At 68.2% G+C, this 16,800-nt stretch carries 21 protein-coding genes; 16 read left to right on the top strand and 5 right to left on the bottom strand.

The window, feature by feature from the left end:
• Positions 1 to 6: 6 nt before the first annotated feature.
• On the bottom strand, positions 7 to 1,326 hold the full coding sequence (locus ACIRSS_RS23605) for an XRE family transcriptional regulator (protein ID WP_400898313.1): 1,320 nt from the start codon (positions 1,324 to 1,326) through the stop codon (positions 7 to 9).
• A 190-nt stretch (positions 1,327 to 1,516) separates the two neighbouring features.
• Between ACIRSS_RS23605 and ACIRSS_RS23600 the strand changes: the two genes are divergently transcribed.
• From ACIRSS_RS23600 to ACIRSS_RS23540, 13 genes are all read left to right on the top strand, one after another.
• Positions 1,517 to 1,861, top strand: a complete 345-nt coding sequence (locus ACIRSS_RS23600) for a hypothetical protein (protein ID WP_400898311.1) — start codon at positions 1,517 to 1,519, stop codon at positions 1,859 to 1,861.
• Positions 1,858 to 2,268: a hypothetical protein gene (locus ACIRSS_RS23595; protein WP_400898309.1), complete on the top strand. Its 411-nt coding sequence runs from the start codon at positions 1,858 to 1,860 to the stop codon at positions 2,266 to 2,268. The genes ACIRSS_RS23600 and ACIRSS_RS23595 overlap by 4 nt, the downstream gene beginning before the upstream one ends.
• 19 nt (positions 2,269 to 2,287) lie before the next feature.
• Positions 2,288 to 2,764, top strand: coding sequence for a hypothetical protein (locus ACIRSS_RS23590; RefSeq protein WP_400898307.1), 477 nt, complete (start codon positions 2,288 to 2,290; stop codon positions 2,762 to 2,764).
• On the top strand, positions 2,761 to 3,108 hold the full coding sequence (locus ACIRSS_RS23585) for a hypothetical protein (RefSeq protein ID WP_400898305.1): 348 nt from the start codon (positions 2,761 to 2,763) through the stop codon (positions 3,106 to 3,108). Before ACIRSS_RS23590 ends, ACIRSS_RS23585 begins: the two co-directional genes overlap by 4 nt.
• Before the next feature lie 168 nt (positions 3,109 to 3,276).
• On the top strand, positions 3,277 to 3,741 hold the full coding sequence (locus tag ACIRSS_RS23580; RefSeq protein ID WP_400898303.1) for a hypothetical protein: 465 nt from the start codon (positions 3,277 to 3,279) through the stop codon (positions 3,739 to 3,741).
• Positions 3,738 to 4,751: an SAM-dependent methyltransferase gene (locus tag ACIRSS_RS23575; RefSeq protein WP_400898301.1), complete on the top strand. Its 1,014-nt coding sequence runs from the start codon at positions 3,738 to 3,740 to the stop codon at positions 4,749 to 4,751. Before ACIRSS_RS23580 ends, ACIRSS_RS23575 begins: the two co-directional genes overlap by 4 nt.
• Positions 4,752 to 4,987: 236 nt before the next feature.
• On the top strand, positions 4,988 to 5,197 hold the full coding sequence (locus ACIRSS_RS23570) for a hypothetical protein (protein ID WP_400898299.1): 210 nt from the start codon (positions 4,988 to 4,990) through the stop codon (positions 5,195 to 5,197).
• A 100-nt stretch (positions 5,198 to 5,297) separates the two neighbouring features.
• Entirely contained in the window at positions 5,298 to 5,720 is a 423-nt protein-coding gene (locus ACIRSS_RS23565) for a hypothetical protein (RefSeq protein ID WP_400898297.1), read from the top strand.
• A 245-nt stretch (positions 5,721 to 5,965) separates the two neighbouring features.
• On the top strand, positions 5,966 to 6,232 hold the full coding sequence (locus ACIRSS_RS23560) for a hypothetical protein (protein WP_400898295.1): 267 nt from the start codon (positions 5,966 to 5,968) through the stop codon (positions 6,230 to 6,232).
• The gene (locus ACIRSS_RS23555) at positions 6,229 to 7,437 is read left to right on the top strand and encodes a hypothetical protein (protein WP_400898293.1); all 1,209 of its coding nucleotides are present in this window, start codon (positions 6,229 to 6,231) and stop codon (positions 7,435 to 7,437) included. Before ACIRSS_RS23560 ends, ACIRSS_RS23555 begins: the two co-directional genes overlap by 4 nt.
• 81 nt (positions 7,438 to 7,518) lie before the next feature.
• A complete protein-coding gene (locus ACIRSS_RS23550) occupies positions 7,519 to 8,193 on the top strand; it encodes a 2'-5' RNA ligase family protein (RefSeq protein ID WP_400898291.1) in 675 nt (224 codons plus the stop codon).
• Positions 8,190 to 8,669 (top strand): hypothetical protein, encoded by a 480-nt coding sequence (locus ACIRSS_RS23545; protein WP_400898289.1) that lies wholly within the window; start codon positions 8,190 to 8,192, stop codon positions 8,667 to 8,669. Before ACIRSS_RS23550 ends, ACIRSS_RS23545 begins: the two co-directional genes overlap by 4 nt.
• 201 nt (positions 8,670 to 8,870) lie before the next feature.
• Positions 8,871 to 10,367, top strand: a complete 1,497-nt coding sequence (locus tag ACIRSS_RS23540) for a Scr1 family TA system antitoxin-like transcriptional regulator (RefSeq protein ID WP_400898287.1) — start codon at positions 8,871 to 8,873, stop codon at positions 10,365 to 10,367.
• Here ACIRSS_RS23540 and ACIRSS_RS23535 read toward each other — a convergent pair.
• Entirely contained in the window at positions 10,353 to 10,874 is a 522-nt protein-coding gene (locus tag ACIRSS_RS23535; protein ID WP_400898285.1) for a DNA topology modulation protein FlaR, read from the bottom strand. The two genes, ACIRSS_RS23540 and ACIRSS_RS23535, sit on opposite strands and share 15 nt — an antisense overlap.
• A 521-nt stretch (positions 10,875 to 11,395) precedes the next feature.
• Here ACIRSS_RS23535 and ACIRSS_RS23530 point away from each other — a divergent pair.
• Complete coding sequence (locus ACIRSS_RS23530; RefSeq protein ID WP_400898283.1) at positions 11,396 to 11,551, top strand: hypothetical protein; 156 nt, start codon at positions 11,396 to 11,398, stop codon at positions 11,549 to 11,551.
• A gap of 158 nt (positions 11,552 to 11,709) precedes the next feature.
• Here the strand turns inward: ACIRSS_RS23530 and ACIRSS_RS23525 are convergent, their stop codons facing one another.
• Positions 11,710 to 12,591 carry a hypothetical protein gene (locus ACIRSS_RS23525; protein ID WP_400898281.1) on the bottom strand — a complete coding sequence of 294 codons (882 nt, stop codon included), beginning with the start codon at positions 12,589 to 12,591 and terminating at the stop codon, positions 11,710 to 11,712.
• A 53-nt stretch (positions 12,592 to 12,644) separates the two neighbouring features.
• Complete coding sequence (locus ACIRSS_RS23520) at positions 12,645 to 12,872, bottom strand: hypothetical protein (protein ID WP_400898279.1); 228 nt, start codon at positions 12,870 to 12,872, stop codon at positions 12,645 to 12,647.
• A gap of 1,028 nt (positions 12,873 to 13,900) precedes the next feature.
• Between ACIRSS_RS23520 and ACIRSS_RS23515 the strand changes: the two genes are divergently transcribed.
• Positions 13,901 to 15,028 (top strand): hypothetical protein, encoded by a 1,128-nt coding sequence (locus ACIRSS_RS23515; RefSeq protein WP_400898277.1) that lies wholly within the window; start codon positions 13,901 to 13,903, stop codon positions 15,026 to 15,028.
• Between the two features lie 223 nt (positions 15,029 to 15,251).
• Here ACIRSS_RS23515 and ACIRSS_RS23510 read toward each other — a convergent pair whose 3' ends face one another.
• Positions 15,252 to 15,776, bottom strand: coding sequence for a hypothetical protein (locus tag ACIRSS_RS23510; RefSeq protein ID WP_400898275.1), 525 nt, complete (start codon positions 15,774 to 15,776; stop codon positions 15,252 to 15,254).
• Positions 15,777 to 16,385: 609 nt separating this feature from the next.
• Between ACIRSS_RS23510 and ACIRSS_RS23505 the strand changes: the two genes are divergently transcribed.
• Positions 16,386 to 16,784 (top strand): hypothetical protein, encoded by a 399-nt coding sequence (locus ACIRSS_RS23505; protein WP_400898273.1) that lies wholly within the window; start codon positions 16,386 to 16,388, stop codon positions 16,782 to 16,784.
• Positions 16,785 to 16,800 lie beyond the last annotated feature (16 nt).

Genomic DNA, 16,800 nt, shown 5'->3' with positions numbered 1-16,800 from the left:
ATCTTCTCACGTGCCAGCCTGAGCAAGCGAGGCGATATCCCGTCGCAGCTCCGCGACGTCTCCAATACGAACGTGCCGCTTCGATGCTCGCGCGAGGCTATTGAGCTCCTCGGCGATTCGCTTGGATCGCAATGACGCTGCGTCAACGACCGCTTGCCGTCCGATCGTCACTCCTTCACGTGGATCGCCAGCGGACATCATGAGTGCCGCAAGTCGCGTCCGCGAGAATGTGCGTGATCGTCGATACTCCGAGCCCTGCAGACGGACCGCAGCTTCAAGGCGCGGGGCGGCGAGTTCGACTTTTTTCCGCGCACGCGCCACTGACATTAGCGCTTTACCAGTGCTTCCTTGATGCTCCGCTTCGTCGTAGTAGCACAACCAGGGCGGGTCAGAGGAGGGGTCACGGTCAGCGAAGAATGCATCGGCGCAATGCACCTCGGAGATGGCTTCGTCAGTCCGATTGGTCAGGGCGAGTAGCCGTGCCCGGATCGCCCACAGCATGGCCCTAGCAGTTGCAGAGATGCGATCCGATCTGACCTGCGCGAACTCAATAAGCGACAAAGCGCCGTCTAGATCGCCAACGTATGCCGCCTTACGTGCCATCTCTGCGAGGGTATTCGCCCGCAGAGCCCAGGATTTTCCCTGACCGGCACACCAGAGTGCAAATTGGAAATATTTGTCAGCAGCATCAAACTTCGCGATATCGAAAGCAGAATATGCTACGACTCCGCTGAGATTCCCCACTGATTCGAAGATTGCACAGCGAACGTCATCAGAAGCTTGAGCCTCGAGCAGACGAGCGGCCCACCGAAGTTGTGCGATCGCGGCTTCGCACGACAAGCCGCCTCCGAAGAGGTTTTCCGACATCGCCAGCGCGCGAGTGGTAGACCGCACGTGGGCAACGTCCGTCCAGCCGATCCGATCCGGGACTGGGGTCTCTACCGACACTCGAGCGAGATAGTCTGCGGGCCCCAGGCCCAGGTCGACCATGCCCAGCAGGTCCGGGTTCACGTCGGTCGACGCCGTGTTCTTCAGGCCACCGTGGGTACTTCCCCGAGGGGTGGGACGAAACCCCAGCTCTGAATCAGTTGCCGCCGCAAGTACTGCACGAAGACCCTCGCGATACGCGTCTCCTGGCCAACGTACCTTGCCGCTCTCGTACCGTTTGATGGCGTGGGCGTCTAAGCTGTAATGCCGCCCTTTTGCTTCCCATAGGTAGTCGTTGACGGCTTCAGCGAGCTCAGATCGGGACATTGCTTCGCCGGGTTTCGCACGCGACGGCGTCACTTCGCGCTTGGCGCGTAGCTTCTCGTTCGGCAAGCCCACCCTGACGTCCTCTCTGATGCCCAGACTCAACTGTACCCGGATGACCAGCGGGAACAAGTCCTAGTCTGCCCCCCGAGTGTCGCAAAATGCCCCCCAGGGTGCCCTCTTGGCAACGTGTCAGTTGATCGACTCTTACAACATGACCAGCACAGCTCGACGGCTCGGGACCTGATCACCGATGACCACGCCCATGACACGCCCGTTCGCGTCCCTCTGGGACGAGCCGGCCATCGAGCCGTTCACGTCCTTGCTGCGACGCCGCTGGGAGTACCTCCCCACCTTTGACGCCGACGGCCTCCTCGAGCGGTTCACAGGCTCGTTCCCCTGGCAGGTGGACGGCTTCGTCGACGCATTGTGCGTCAAGAGCGAGACCGATGCCGCCGCCATCCGCGTGGACCACGCCGGCGGGAAGGCCTGGGAACGCGACGGGGGTGCCCTCGACGTCCTGCAGCAGCTCGTCGACCTGCCCGCCCCCAGTTCCCCGCTCGCGCCCCGCCTCGTGATCGGCTCCGCTCCGCGGATGTGGACGCCGTGAAGTCCCCGTGGGCGCGACGACGCGCGCGACAGCAGCTCGCCATCGTCCGCGCACGGCAGGCGCTGGCCGACCTGCCTGACATCGACTGGCACAACCCGGAGTCCGAGGAGAAGGCTCACCAAAAGCTCCACGACGTCGCAGCAGCCGTCGACGGTGCGCTGGGAGCGGTCCGCGCAAGCTCGGAAGAGGCGCGGGCGCTGAAGTACGCCCAGGCGTGGATGACCGCGTGGCTGCAGGGCTGGGGACACCCGAACCTCATCCCCGCAACCCACGCAGCCTCGATGTACCAGCGCCTGGTCACCGCCATGCACGCAGCTTCGCTCCGGCTGGCACCAGACGGGCACGCCGAGACGCCGCCTGACCCTGACAACCCGCCAACCACCTCGCTGGAACACACCGATGACTGACGCCCAACAGCGACCACCCGTGCCCGACCAGCCAGGCACCCCGCCGATCATACTGCTCGCCCTGATCACCGCCGCCTACACCGACGCGCTGATGCGACTGGCCTACGCCGAACGTGACCGGCACGACTGGAGCGCCTACCGCAAGCTCGGCCACGACCTGGTCGGCGTCGGAGCACGGGTCATCATGCACGCCTACGCCCGTCGCGAGCCGGCCACCGACGACCCGCGCGCCGCCGCCGCGGAAGCAGTCCGGGAGCTGCGGACCACACTGCGCCTCGCCGAGCAGGTCGCGGCCAACCCGGTGAGCGCGGACTCCGTCGCCCGGGAAGTCGAAGCGTTCGCCGAGGACTGCGCCCACACCGCCGCGCAGCTGTACCGCATCTCCGCCGAGCTGTCCCCGGCAGCGATCGCCGACATCACCCCGCTCGGCCCCGACCACAACACCGTCACCGACGCCGCGGACGGCGCCCGGCATCCGGACGGTGAACCCCGATGACCAACGCACGCCACGAGCAGGCCCAACAGCAGTACCCCCGCGCCGGGCGAACGGCTCCCTCACCCAGCCGGCCGACCTCGACCGTCCTGCGCTCCCCCTCCACCAACCACCCCCGCATCCACGCCCTCCACAGCGCCACGTTCGACACCACCGGCGTATGCGCACCCGCCTGCGGTTCCGCCGACTCCCGCCGCGACGTGATCGCCGCGGCACAGTCCCGCAACCCCCAGTACCGCGTCACCTCCGCCGACGTGACCTGCGAAAAACCCCAATGCAGCGACCACAGCGCCGGCACCGACACAGGCAACGACGACCGCGGCGCCCCGGAGTCCGCATGCCAGTGACCGACGGCGCCCGCCCCCAGACCTACTGGTGGAGCACCGCCCGTCCCCGGCCGCTGCACGACTACCTCGACTCCCGCACCCCCACTGCCCGGATACGGCACTGGCCCACCCGCGACCCCGACTCACCCCACTGCATCCACCCCCTGCAACAAGCCTTGGACGATCCCGATGACCACGACCGACACCGGCGAACTAGCCCACGCCGTAGGCGCAGAACTGCAGCAGCAACGGGAAACCCGCGGCTGGTCCCGCCCTGCGCTCGCCACGTGGTCCGACGGCCAGATCACGACACGAACGCTGATCACGTGGGAGAAAGCCACCCGCTCGATGTCCCTGCGCCAGCTCGGCACAGCCGCCACGCTCTACCAGCTCCGCCCCTCCGGGCTGCTGGCCCGCGCTGAGCGGCGCATCGGCTGGGACCCCGACCTCGCCGTAGACCTCAGCGCCCTGGCCACCACCCAGCACCACGCCCTCCACCCCGTAGCCCGGTGGGCGCAAGACCACCTCGACGCCGGGGGCTCACCAATTCGCGGCCTGAACACCGACACCCTCGCGGCGATGGCAGACAGCTGCCGCCTGAGCATCGCGCGCCTGACCATCCTGCTCTCCACCGAAGCGCCGGTGCGCCCATGACATCAACAGAAACGACACGCCAGACCCCGACCGCCCACGCCGAAGCCGATCGTGCGCCGTGGTGGTGGCGGCCCTGCGGGGTCGATCAGCACCGGGTCAACCTCGCCTACCTCTACGACGCCTTCCGCGAGGCGAAAAACAGCGACGGCCGGTTCACGCCGTGCGTCAAGTTCGCCCACGCCCGGGAACGCGAGGCCGCCCGCAACCTCACGGCGTCAATGCCGGACGCGGGATTCGTGTTCCGCTCCGAGCGGGATTTTCTCGACCGCGCAGCCGCCTACCTCTCCGTCCGCCAAGGCGTCACCAGCCTCGTGGTCGCCGGCGCAGGCCTACCCAACATCATCGGTAAACGCGACCTGCACTCGATCGTCCGCATTCGCGAAGCGGCCACCCACAACGGCGAGCAGTCCACCGACCGCGCGAACGTCATCTACGTCGACCGCGACCCCCTGGTCCTCGCCCAGCTGCGCCCCCTCGCCCACGCCGACAGCGGCGTCCACGTCGTCGACGCCGACCCGTGGAACCCCACCGCGATGTGGGACACCCTCTACAACACCGGCAGCGCCAACCCGGGCCTGGTCTCCCCCGAGCACGACCGCATCGGGCTCCTGCTGGGCGGGGTGATGTCCTTCCACGGCGGCAGCCGCGCCGACGTCGCCGACGTCGTGCAGGCCCACCTCGGACGGCTTCCCATCGGCGCATTTCTGGCCATGACCCACCTGTTCCTGCCCGAGCACCCCGACCTCGCCGCCCAGGCCCGCAAGTTCGAAGCCGCGCTGCAGTCCACCGTCGCCGGTACGGGAAGTCTGGCCACCGAGACCCAGATCGAGGCGATGCTCCGCAGCACGACGCTGCTGCCGCCCGGGATCGTCCCCGCCTTCACCTGGTATCCCGACGGGCCACCCACCAACCCGCCGGTCAGCGGGAACTTCACCGCCGCCGTCCTCACCCAGAAGCCAGGACCCGACGACGACCTCCCGGAACCCCCTTGGCGACAGGAGGCCCCCTGAGGTCGGAGTCCACACGTCCAGGCGGGAGGTCGCGAGCCGGCAGTCGGTGCGTTCCAGCTTCACCCACGGCCGACGGCGCCGTCCCGCAGCCGTGTCACCGTGCCGCCGGTCCACCGCTCACACCCACCCGAGCCCGGCGCTCGCTGCTCGCGGCGCACCCGTTGGCAACAACTGTCCACATCAGACATCAGCAACCGACACAACATCGACCATTGCGGCAAGGGGTATGTGGTTTCATGTTCGGCCGAAGTAACGACGTCAAGCAGTACATCAAACTGGAGAAGCAGTTCGAGAAAGGGAAGATCACCTACGACGAGCTGGTCACAAAAGGCGGAGAGGTTCTCGCACGAGAACAAGCGAACTGCTCTCACGCCCAGACCGAGTACGACAAGGCGAACGGAACAACGTGGTGCGCCAACGACTCCTGCGGTATCCAGCTGAGCTGAGCGCAGTATGGCACTCTCGTACTCCGTCGACGACGACCACGCTGCCATCGAGGCAGTAGGAGCAGAGATCAACCGCCCGGACCCGGCGCGGTGGCGGGCGATGACCACCGGCGACGATCGTCTCCGCCAGACCTATCGGGCTCTCGGCCAGCTGATCAAGCAGGTGGAGGTCGCGTTCATCAAACGTAGAGCGGACCTACGCGCCTTTCAGGGTTCCCGCTCGGAGTACCACCAGGCGGCAGCCGCGTATCAAGAGTGGAAATCGCGGACCGTCCACTTCGCCAACTGCGCCCGCGCACGCCGCAGCGAGCTGGAGGACCGGGTATGCCGCATCAACCAGCACGACACCCTCGACCTGACGGCGACCGCCCTACGGACGCTGACACAGGCCATCGCCGACCACCGTGACGCCATCAGAAGCGGCAGTCGGGAGGAGACCGCAGCCGACCGCATGTTGTGGCTACGCCTGAAACTCCCGCCATGTGCGGCAGAGAGCAACCACCCGGCAAGCCTCGCTCCCTGACCACCCGTACCCGGCCACCGCAGGCAATGAGGTGCCCCGGCCCCCGTTCTTGCGCGCACCCCAGAAGCCTCCCGAGCGACCCCGCGCGCCTAGACCTCTGCCCGCTACCCGGGCGTCCGGGCCCCCAACAACTCGCCACAACACCGCGGTGCTGACACCCGCACGCGTGACACCCCGGCCGCCCGACGGTCACACCGTGAACCCACCCCGTCCACTGTCCACTTCACACGAAACGACTCATCTCAATGGATCTTCTCTTCACCCTGCTGCTGTGCGCGCCGTACCCGGCCATCGGCGTGCACACCGCGCGCACCGTCCTGCGCGAAGCCCGCCGTCGCCATGCCGGCACGCCGGGGCGCCGTCGACCGCTTGCCCTGCACGCCTGGCTCTACGCCGCGCTCCTCGTGCTGTTGTGGCCCGCCGTCGAGGTCATCCCACCGCTCGCGCGCTGCACCCAGTCCGGGGTGACCCGGCTACGGCGGCGACCCAAGCCGACGGAATTCTCCGCGTGACCGGCCTCGTCCACGGGCACCTGTCCGATGCCGCGCAACGGGTCTACGCACTGCTGGCCGACCATCCCGGCCCCGACACCACCGCCGCACCGCTGGCCGCCGCCCTGGAACTGTCCGAGCATGCCGTCACCGACGCGCTGGCCATGCTGCACACCGCCAGGCTGGTCGGCCGGTGGCCCGGCGACCGCTACCGACTGGCCGAGCAGGCCCGGCCCCACGCCACCCGCCTACTCGAGAGGGAACGCCACTCCATCGGCACCCGCCAACGCGGCCGCCTGATCGACTTCCACGCCGCCACCGCGGCCGCAGCCGTCCCGCTCATCGCCCCCGACGCCCACCGATTCAGCCCGTCTGCCGCCCACGAGATCACTCCGCCCGCTCACGCCGACGAACGCGAGGCCCGGGCCTGGTTCGGCTGGGAGCACCAGATCCTGCGCCACGTCGCCACCACCGCGGCCGGGTGGGGCTGGGACGACCTTGTGGTCGAGCTGGCCGAAGCGGTCTGGCACCTGGCCCGCCCGACCTACCACCACGACGACCTCGCCGCCGTCCAGCACGTCGGGCACACCGCCGCCCAGCGCAGCCACCCGGCCATCGCCGCCGTCTTCCGCGCCCGCGAAGCCGCCGCCCTGTCCGACCTCGGCCACCACGACAACGCCCTGACCGCCGCCGCCGAGGCGGCCGCAGCCGTCGCCGACAGCGGCGACCCACGCCTGGTGGCCGCGGTGTACTCCCTCAGCGGACGCGTCCAGCTCGCCGCCGGCCACACCGACCCGGCAGCCCACGACCTGCACACCGCGCTGCGCGCCCAACGCCGCGTCGCCCGCGACACGCACGGCCACGCCGTCCTGCACCGCCGGATCGGCCAAGCCCACCTCGCCCTCGGCCGCGTCCAGGATGCCCTCCGTCACCTGCGCACCTCACGCGAAGAAATGACCCGCGCCGGCCACCCGCTCGGGGCGGCCCGCACCGCGGTCCCGCTCGCCGACGCTGTGCTCGCAGCCGGTCACCCCAGCTCGGCGATGGCCGAGCTGAGTGACGCGCGGACCCGCATCGGCGCCACCGCCGCCGTCCGCTACCTCGCCGCGCTCGACCTGGCCACCCGCCCGCACCGCCTACGACCTCGGCGACACCGGCATCGCCCGCCGCCTCACCGACACCGTCACCACCCAGCTCACTCACGCCGGCCCCGGCGCAGCTGCTGACCTGCGCGCCGCCCGCGAGCTCCGCGCCCTGCTCTGACCCCAACAATCCCGACCGCAGAAACGACTCCGAGGACCCACACGATGGAACCGTTCTTCCAGCCCGACCGCCTCTGGCCCACCGGGCACCGACAGCTCCAGCTCATGATCATCCCCGACCTCGGCGCCAATCCCCGCTTCGCCGACTTCGTCGCCCAGTGCCGCACCGTCATGGCCGAGCACCCGGCGACCACCGAGCCGGTGCCCGACGAGAGCCTGCACCTGACCGTCCAGCCGATCGGCTTCCCCGGCCGCGACCGCGTCGACGCCGACACCCGAGCGCGGCTCGTCGCCGCGCTCGAGCGCGAACTGGCCACGGTGCCGGCGTTCGAGCTGCTGCTCGGGTCGGCACTGGTCTATCACCGCGGGGTCGTCGCCGACACCCACCACGACGACGGCTTCAACCGGCTGCTCGACCGCGCCCGCCCCGTCATCGCCGAGGTGTGCGGCCCCGACGCGATCGTCTACGACAGCCGACCCGCGCACCTGGCGCTCTGCTACGCCGGGGGCCACGGCTCCAGCGATGACCTGCAACGCCAGTTCCGCCACGACGTCCGCCCCGGACACGCCACCCTCACCGTCGCAGCCGTCGACCTCGTCGAAACCATCCAGGTCCCCCACCGATGCCGCTACGACTCCACCATGCTGCACCGCTTCCCTCTCGCCACCACCCTCGACGCGGCCGTCCCCGCCAAGGCCGGTCAGGCGGCATCAGCATGACCACCTCCAGCAATGGCGCCCGCATTGCCGCGGCCGACGCGTGCGGTGACGTCCACGACGGCTGCCTCGGTGGCGACTTCATCCGCCACCACCGGATCACCTGCACCTCATGGGATCTCGGCACCGTCCACAACGGCCCGCACCTGCGTCAGCAGTGGACACTGCGGATGGAACGCCACGACACCACCGGCACCGCGCACACGATGACCTGGCTCCACGACTGGAACACCGGAACCGGCGCACTCGACTGGGACTGGGCGGTATTCCTGCTCGCCCGCGACGCCCACGACGGCCGGCTGAGCTGGCCCGACTACCGCACCGAAAACCACCTCTCCGGCGCCACACTCACCGAACTCATCGCCGAACGCGAGTACTGGATCCGGTGCGTGCACACCTGGCACCACATCCGCGACTTCCTCGGCGCCGACGCCAGCCTGACCGCCGCGTTCTTCAACATCACTCCACCCGAGTACTGACCCCGACGCCGACATCGGCGACGCCGCGACACCAGCTCCGCCTGCGGGTCGACATATCCGAACTCAACCCATAAGCAAGTCCCTTAGCCGACACAGGCGACGAACGACGCGTGTGTCAGCGAGGCCATACAGCACTGCGCACAAGCGGCGTCGCCGAATGCCGACCCCACAAACCCCATTCGCACCCGAGCCCGGAACCCCATGAAACGACGCCACACCACCTACGTGCCGCAACGCGGCAGCGCCGAACACAAGCCCGCCGCCCTCGGATTCGGCCTCACCCTCAGCCAGCTCCGCATAGCCCGCGGCCTCAGCATGCGCGCTCTCTCCCACAAAATCGGCAGCTACCCACAGCAGGTGTTCAGCTGGGAACACGGCCGCATCCCCGACCCCGCCGACGCGGCCTTCATCGCCGGCACACTCGGGGCCCACCACACCACCGCGCAACGAATCATCGACCACGCCCGCCAGGCCGCGCTCAACAATCTGGTCGACACCGACCACCGCGAGCACGCCGCCATCGCCTGGCACTACGAACATCTCGCCGACCACACCACCATCTGGGCACCGACCCTGATCCCGGACCTGCTCCGCATCCCCGCACTTGACCTCGGCCTACTCAACCACCCGCTGGTCAACCACGACCACGTCGACGCACACGCCGACGCGATGCCCCAACGCCGCGCCGACCTCGCCGATCCCCGCCGCCGCTACACCATCCTCATCGGCGACACCGCGCTGCAGTCCTGCCCCGAACACCTACGCACCGACCAGCTCGACCACCTCGCCACCCAGGCCACGCGCCCAAACATCACCATCCTCCTGCTGTCCCACCAAGCCTGCCCGCCTGGACTGATCGCGCCGTTCATCCTCTTCAGCATCAACTCCGCCGCCATCGCGGTCGCCACCCACCATGGTCACGCCACCACCTACCTCACCGACCGTGACGCGCTCACTCGGTACTGCGCGACCGCCACCTGGCTACGCAAAACCGCCAGCACGATCGAGACCTCTCAAGCGCAGAATCGACAAACAGCCACGCCACCCCTCCACGAACACCCCGCGCCGAGCGAACCGACGCCGCGCCTGGCCACGATGGCCTCACCCACCCCGCCACCGCCGGCGCGCCCGCCCCGTCCGCCACACGACGTGGCCGCCCCCTCGATGCTCGGACCGCACGTCACACGTCTGCGGACGGCACGCGAGCTCGACCTCCCCGAACTCGCCGCAGTGACCGACATATCGGAAGCCACACTCTGCCGGCTGGAACGCGGTATCCACATCGCGTTCGGTCTCGCCGAGATCGCGGCCCTGGCCGACGCCCTCGGCGTCTCGCGCACCGATTTCGCCGGCCTGGCCGTGGGCGACTACAGCCGCCGCCACGGGCCGCCCCCGACAGAACCACTCATGGATCTCACGCCTGACCCGGACCTCGACCAGCCCGCGGGCTGGCTGCGAGCCGAACGAGAAGCGCGGGATCTGACAACGACAACACTCGCCTGGCGAGCCGGCATCCTGCGCCGCGTCTACCGCCAACTCGAGGCAGACGAAATGCCTGCCAAACTCTCGCACGCTGTCCAGCTCGCCGACGCCCTCCACGTCTCCCGCCACGCACTCGTAGCCCGAGCGATATCCGGCATCCGCACTCGCAAATCGCGCGACGAACCGCCCCGAATGGGTCGTTCAGATCAGAGCTGAGGTCTCCGCACGAACGTGGGCGATGAAGCGCGCGGCCTGGCGTCGGCTGGTCAAGGTGATCAACCGCACGTGGGGTCCGTGCTCGGCCAGGAGTTGGCGCACTTTGGGGCGCATGGTCGTGCGGTAGCCCCAGATGTAGCGGACGAAGTTCCAGGTGATGCGATCGTAGACGCCGACGTTGGCGTGCTGTCCGCCGCGGTAGCGCCGTCGGCGTTGCGGGATCCCGGTCAGGCAGGTGAGGGCGGGCAGGTCGAGGAAGATGACGGTGTCGGCTGCCGCGAGCCAGATGGGGAGGGTGCCAGCGTAGTTGCCTTCCAGCAGCCACCGTGGCCCGGCCACGAGCGTGCGCTGCAGCTCGGCGAACTCGTCCTGTGGGAGTGCGTTCCAGTCGGCGTCGTAGTAGACGGCGTCGAGGTGGGTCAGCGGCAGGTCGAGCAGCGAGGCCAGCTGGTTGGCCAGGTGAGTGTTGCCGGAACCGCCGCAGCCGATGATGGCGATCCTGTCCATGTCGCGCGAGGCTACCCGCGGTGTGCCCCTTCCCCGGGCCGGTTGCACGTCCAGCAGCGCATCAAGGACGTCGAGCTGGCGGGACCCCCGAACAGGTCCGGCGTTGTCAGGCAGTCGACGAGCAGCTCGGCATACTCGGTCGTGCCGAAGAGCCTGCCGAACTGAGTGAGTATGCCGGCACGCGCGGGTGCTGGCTGCCCGCAGGTAACGAGTATCCTTCACGAGCGGCGCGGGGCCGGCCCGGTGCGTGGTGCCGACCCCGCGGTGACTCGGTTATCTAGCCGGGGTTCCGTTTCAGCCGATCAGGGAACGAGCCTGGTCGGCGAGGGTGGTCAGCAGGATGAGCAGCGGCACGGTGAACATGATGATCACTGCGCAGCCGCCCCTGCTGCCCATTCCCTCATTCTTCCGGTGTTTTCCCATATTTCTCCTTCAACATTGGGGCCGCCTTGCGTGGCCCGTGTGCTCTCGCCATTGGCGCGAGAGCCCCGAACGTGTGACACGCCGGGAGCAGATGCACGGTGGTTCAGGTGGTATGGCAGGTATTCGCTGGCACGGGGCGCGGCGGCGCCGTCGCGGAGCCGAGACAGCTGACCGCGATGGTTGACGCCCGCGTCTGCGATCTCGCCCGCCGCCACGGCGGCGACGACGAGATCAACGTGTTCGGATCGGCGTGAACCGGTGACGCGGGTGTGCAACCCCTGAGGCAGGCACAAGCGATCAGCGCAGGGCCGGGTGAACCATGCCCTGGGCAGCGCGCGTTCCGGTCGCTCTCCCAGATGAAGCGGCTGCCCCGGCGCTGGTACGCCGAGTGAATGGGTTGCGCCGACGCGTGTCAGGTCGCCAGTTCGCGCACGATGCGCTGAGCGTGAGCAAGGCCGGGGGCGTCGGCACTGCCGATCCGACGTGCCGTCTTCTCGGCGCGATCCAAAGCCTTCAAAACCGCGTCGAGTAACGGGTAGCAGGTCGGCGAGCCTGGTGAGCAAGCTCCTGCCCCCGCGATCAGAAGCGGGGTATCCGTCGGCGGCGGCAGCTGAACACGCCGCCAGACGTCGAGTGCCTCCTCGACGCGACGGGCGACGTTCGGGTCGGCGTGATCACGATCGGTGATTCGCATGTACAGCACCGTCAGGACACTGCGCAGGGAAGCTTCGTTGGTCGGCACTGTAGTGCGCTGCAGGGCGTCATGAAGTGTACTTTTGAGTACCGGCGCGTCCGGGAAGTGTTCCTTGGTCTTCTGCTCGATCTTGCGCAACGCGTAACCGGATCGGGTGACGAGCTGTTTGAGGTAGTCGACAAACGCCGCCTGGGTGGTAATCGTGCGCAGCTCGGGTGGGATCCGCGGCGCCGATACGGCCGCGGCGAGCGGCAGCCGGATCCGCGGAACGGTGGGCTGTTCCATCAGCGTGTCGGGATGTCGTGGCACCGGGAGGCGGTCCGAATCCTCGACGACACCAGATGCCGTGCTGGTCGTCATGGCACGGGACTCGGGAATGTGGCGTTGGTCCTGGAGGAGGTGGGCAGCGAAGTAGAGGTCCAGCACCGAGGACAGGTCGTCCTCGGTGCCGCAGCAACCGCGCACAACCCCGATGTAGATGTCCATCGACAGCAGCACCGTCGCGGTTGGATCCCAGGCGGCCTCGAGGACCCGGTCGGGGACGTCGGGCAGCTCGGCTTTGATCTGCCATCGATGGTTGCCCACCGGCAGCAGTGCCACGCGGCGGTGCAGCTGACCGATTGCCGCAGCCAGCTGGCTGTCAGGCCGGGCGTTCATCCGCGGCCGCCGGCAGCGTGACCGTGGGCGGCGCTCAGCGTACGAGTCAGCAGCCGGGCGCCGACGATGCCGGCCGTGGTGACGGTGGCGTCCCGGCTGCGCTCGACGAGGACCACGCAGCACACCGAGCTGGTGACCGTCAGGTCGCGTCCCCGGCGCAGTGCGGGGCGGATCCGCGGTCGCGCCGCGGTCAAGGGGAACGGCAACAAGAAAGGGTTGTGCATTGTGTCGTTTTCCGTGAGGCGGGGCAGGGAGCGGGTTCGGGACTGCCCGGCGCCGGCGGCGATGGCTGCAACCATCCTCACTTCCCGCTGGCACCGGCTTGAACCCATTTTGATCGAACACGAAAAGATCACCTGCCCACAAGCGGGGAGTACTTCTCGCCCTGTCCGGCTTTGTCCGCCGAGTAACCCACACAGAAACTCGACTGTGATCTGGATTACATACCCCGTTTCTCGCCTGGATCAAGCCTATTCGCGTTGCCGCAGGCAGGGGGCGTATGGCACGTGCATGTGCCCCGGAACGATGTCCGGGGCTTGTCCGGATGTGATGCGAAGCCTCTGGCCACAGGTCACGATTGGTGATTTGATTCGACTTGATCCAACGGCTGAGCGTGACGCACAGCCCACCTGGTCGCGACACTTCCCTGGGCCCCGGTTTCTCGGCGCACCCTGAGGCGGGGTGGAGTTCGAGTCAGTCGAGCGCCCGGGCGGTTCTGCTGCAACGGAGCCGCCTGGGCCTCGACACCTTGCCCCATCGTTTCGGGGCTATCGCCTGCTTCCGCACGTCGGTCAGTCCTGCCATTGCGCTGTCGCACGCTGCACCCGGCCGCGCTCTCGCAACGCGTCACCCACCGGTGTCCCTAGAGCACCGGCAGACTCCGCGACACGAACTCCGTGTCACATGGGATATCGCGCAGTGTTACACAACGGACCCGGTAGAGTGACCCACTGGTGAGTGCATGCAGCCAGGCCGACGACGTTGCCGCAGCTCAACGACGCCCCTGCGTCACGCAGAGAGATCACGTGACACGAAGGGGCGGCATTCGTGGGCAACCACCGCAAAACTGGATAACGTGTGAGCATCTGGCGGTGAATGCGACACCCCAGCAGAAGTGGTACTGAGAGTGTGTTTTGTCGAGGTCTCCCTTCATCGCGGGTCGGGCGCGGGCAACAAGGGGAGTTGCCGAGGGAGTAATGCCCACAGCGATCGGGTGTGCGCACGGGCGCACCGAGGGAGAGGGACAATTCCAGTGAAGACTGGAGCAATCGCGTGTGTTTCCGCGTTCCGCGGAACGGAAGCACCGCGCCGGAGGGGACGATCCGTCGGACGCGGCCTGTCCTCCACCGACGACTTCACCAACGCGCGGCTCAGCCCCGCCAACCGGCAGCTCGTGCTGTTCCTCGTCGTCGTGCTCACCCGCGACGACGGCTGCCTGACCCGCATGTACGAGCGGCTGATCACCCGCCACGCCGGCGAACGCGGACATTGGCTCTACGGCAAGTCTGTCGAACAGATGCAGAGCGGCTGCAGCAAGTACCTGGGCAAATCCGCGAAGTACCGCCCCCGCTGGGACATGATCATCGACGCGTTGCGCGCCCAGGTGCCGGCCGACGAGCTACCTGCAATTCTCGCCCACGTCGCTGGGCTCTACTGCCGGGCCGCCGGGCTGGACCGGCCGGACGGCGAGTATGAGGGAGAAATCATCGAGCCGGTCTGGACCGAGGACTCTGTGGTCACAACCACGATGATTCAGGACCTGCTCGCCAGCCCCAGCGAAACCGACGCCACGACGGCCGCAGACGAGCAGACCGGCGCTATCCACGGCCAACTCGACCCGACGACGCTCGCCCTGCTCGACGAGCTCGCGCAGATTCGTGCCAAGCTCGCTGACACCGAGGCTCGGCTGGCCGAAATGACCGCCGAACGCGACCGGTACCGGGAAATGCAGACCTACCTCAACCGCGGCGTCCGTGTGCTCGACCTCGAGGTGCAGCGGCTCACCGATGAACTCGCTCGGCGACGGCGGGACGTGCAACTCGGCGAACTGGTCGCCGAGAATACCCAACTTCGCGACCGTGTCCGCGATCTGTCCGGTCAGCTCGCCCACCTCGCCCGCCGCCACGCGAGGGTACTGAAGGACGATTTCTTTCCCGACGTCTCCCGCAAGACACTGCTCGCCCTCGCCCACGAGCAGGCCGAGGCTGGACGCCCGCGAAGACACGGTCTCAACAACCTTGAGGTGCTGCCCTTGGCCGCCGGCAACAACCTCGACGAAGCGTGGGAAACCGAATTCGGCACGCCATTCGGATATGGCTTCCCGGAGCCTTCAACGGAACCACGGCCGTTGCGAAAACCGGCGCATGTGCCCTCAGCATGACTCCAGGCACCCCGGCTCCGCGCAGTGATCGCGGAGCCGGGGAATGAGCTGAAAGTGTCCTGCCCAGCCGTGGCGACGTGCGGCGCCGTCGGAGGCCAGTGAAGTATCGGCGTCGCCTCGCCCACACTGGTGAGCGGGCCTCTCTCTCGCGACTCACCCGATCTGGCCAAGAGCGAGGTCCGACCCGTCAATCCGGTCAGTGTCCACCGCCAGGACGACAGCCTCACGTACACGGTGGCACCTGCGGGGTACCGCCGCCGCCGGGACCGGTGTGCTGCTCGACCTCCCACAGATCCCCGCGGACCCAGCCGTAGGTGCCGGCCCGGTAGGACCAACCCCACGCATGCCCATCGGACGCCCCGCGTGTGCACGACACCCAGAACCCGGCGCCATAGCCGATCGTGCCCAGCACCCGACCGTCCACGGGCCGCGACCGGATGCGCGCCCCGTCCGCGGTCGCGATGACCGCGATCCAGCCCTGCGCGGTCGCGGCCGACATCGGGCGCGCGTGCGGCGAGGTCGAGGTGGACCACACGAGGGTGCCGTCGGGTGCGACCGCCGGCGTACCCGTGTTGGCCTTGCCCTCGCCCAGCGCGCCTACGTCCGGTTGATCGGACACCACATCGGCGGCAGGCCGAGTGTCGGCTGCGTCGGCCGACGTCGCCGCTGCCATCGCCGCGCTCGCGAGAGCACCGAACGTCAGCAGCGACGCGGCGATGCGCTTTGCGCACAGAAGACTCGTTGTCATGAAAAGACTCCCGTCGACTTTGGCGCGTCACGACCGCTCAGAAGAAGACTTCCTTCGAGCGCGAGGGCAGCGAATCGTCAACACACGCGCGGAAACCGACGCTCGGCCCAGGACCTTGCCTCGGCCTGGAACCCTCACCACCCGTCGAAAGCGGCTGGTGCTTCGTCGGTCTAAGTTTTCGGCTCGGGAGAGGTGCCCTCCCCAGTGCCCCCTCCCGAGCCGGGAACCCTCCTGCCGCCTGGGGGTTGAGAGCGGTCCGGGTCCCCGGAAGGGTCCATTGTGGTCGCTCCCTGTGGACCACCGTGGATCACCTTCTGAGACCAGAGTGCCCCAGAAAACATCAATTGGCCACAACTGTGGCCATTTTTTTGCGGTAACTTTCAGTGCCGGGCCCTGCGCGAAACGCAGCGCCTGGCGAAATTTCTCCCCTGCGCCCGGTCTCAGCTGGGCGTGGCTGCAGCACAGTGCAGCAGACCCGCGGTCCGGGACAAGCCCACACCCTCAGGATCACACGCGGCGCCCGGTGGCCGGCTTGCCCCGGACCCGCGGGGCCCGCTGGCGGCGGCCGCGTCCACTCCCAGCACGGCTGTGACCGCCGAGGAGGAATCCATGCTCAAGTACTTCGTCTCCACCCACCGCACACAAGGCGAACGGGACAACGACTCCAACACCGTCCCGGGCACCGAGCTCGTCGACATTCCCGGCAAGTCCCATGAGGACCCCGACGACACCTACTGCGCGTGCGCGCGCAGCTTCGTCGGATTCATCAGCGGCCAGGCCACGACGACCGCCGAGGTCGCCGAGTCCGACATGACGCCCGTGGAGTACATCCGCGGATTCCACGCCAAGCAGATTGCCCTCGGCTTCAAAGACACGCCCGCGTTGCACGCCAGCGCCACCAACGACGCGGTGCATCTGCTGCTGCTCGCCGCCTGCTGGCCGGTCGGCATCGTCGTCGAGCGCCGCGGCGACGAGATCTGCGTGCGACGTTTCCCCGACCAGACCTGAACGCCTCTGACCTGCC

This window comes from Amycolatopsis sp. NPDC101161, assembly GCF_044768185.1.
Classification (GTDB): Bacteria; Actinomycetota; Actinomycetes; order Mycobacteriales; family Pseudonocardiaceae; genus Amycolatopsis.
The sequence above is the reverse complement of the archived record's forward strand: the minus strand, read 5'-3'. Positions and strand labels throughout refer to the sequence as shown.

Coding starts and splice junctions, on each gene's coding strand:
- ACIRSS_RS23600 (WP_400898311.1), top strand. CDS start 1,517: ATGACACGCCCGTTCGCGTCCCTCTGGGACGAGCCGGCCATCGAGCCG.
- ACIRSS_RS23585 (WP_400898305.1), top strand. CDS start 2,761: ATGACCAACGCACGCCACGAGCAGGCCCAACAGCAGTACCCCCGCGCC.
- ACIRSS_RS23580 (WP_400898303.1), top strand. CDS start 3,277: ATGACCACGACCGACACCGGCGAACTAGCCCACGCCGTAGGCGCAGAA.
- ACIRSS_RS23575 (WP_400898301.1), top strand. CDS start 3,738: ATGACATCAACAGAAACGACACGCCAGACCCCGACCGCCCACGCCGAA.
- ACIRSS_RS23570 (WP_400898299.1), top strand. CDS start 4,988: ATGTTCGGCCGAAGTAACGACGTCAAGCAGTACATCAAACTGGAGAAG.
- ACIRSS_RS23565 (WP_400898297.1), top strand. CDS start 5,298: ATGACCACCGGCGACGATCGTCTCCGCCAGACCTATCGGGCTCTCGGC.
- ACIRSS_RS23560 (WP_400898295.1), top strand. CDS start 5,966: ATGGATCTTCTCTTCACCCTGCTGCTGTGCGCGCCGTACCCGGCCATC.
- ACIRSS_RS23550 (WP_400898291.1), top strand. CDS start 7,519: ATGGAACCGTTCTTCCAGCCCGACCGCCTCTGGCCCACCGGGCACCGA.
- ACIRSS_RS23545 (WP_400898289.1), top strand. CDS start 8,190: ATGACCACCTCCAGCAATGGCGCCCGCATTGCCGCGGCCGACGCGTGC.
- ACIRSS_RS23540 (WP_400898287.1), top strand. CDS start 8,871: ATGAAACGACGCCACACCACCTACGTGCCGCAACGCGGCAGCGCCGAA.
- ACIRSS_RS23535 (WP_400898285.1), bottom strand. CDS start 10,874: ATGGACAGGATCGCCATCATCGGCTGCGGCGGTTCCGGCAACACTCAC.
- ACIRSS_RS23520 (WP_400898279.1), bottom strand. CDS start 12,872: ATGCACAACCCTTTCTTGTTGCCGTTCCCCTTGACCGCGGCGCGACCG.
- ACIRSS_RS23510 (WP_400898275.1), bottom strand. CDS start 15,776: ATGACAACGAGTCTTCTGTGCGCAAAGCGCATCGCCGCGTCGCTGCTG.
- ACIRSS_RS23505 (WP_400898273.1), top strand. CDS start 16,386: ATGCTCAAGTACTTCGTCTCCACCCACCGCACACAAGGCGAACGGGAC.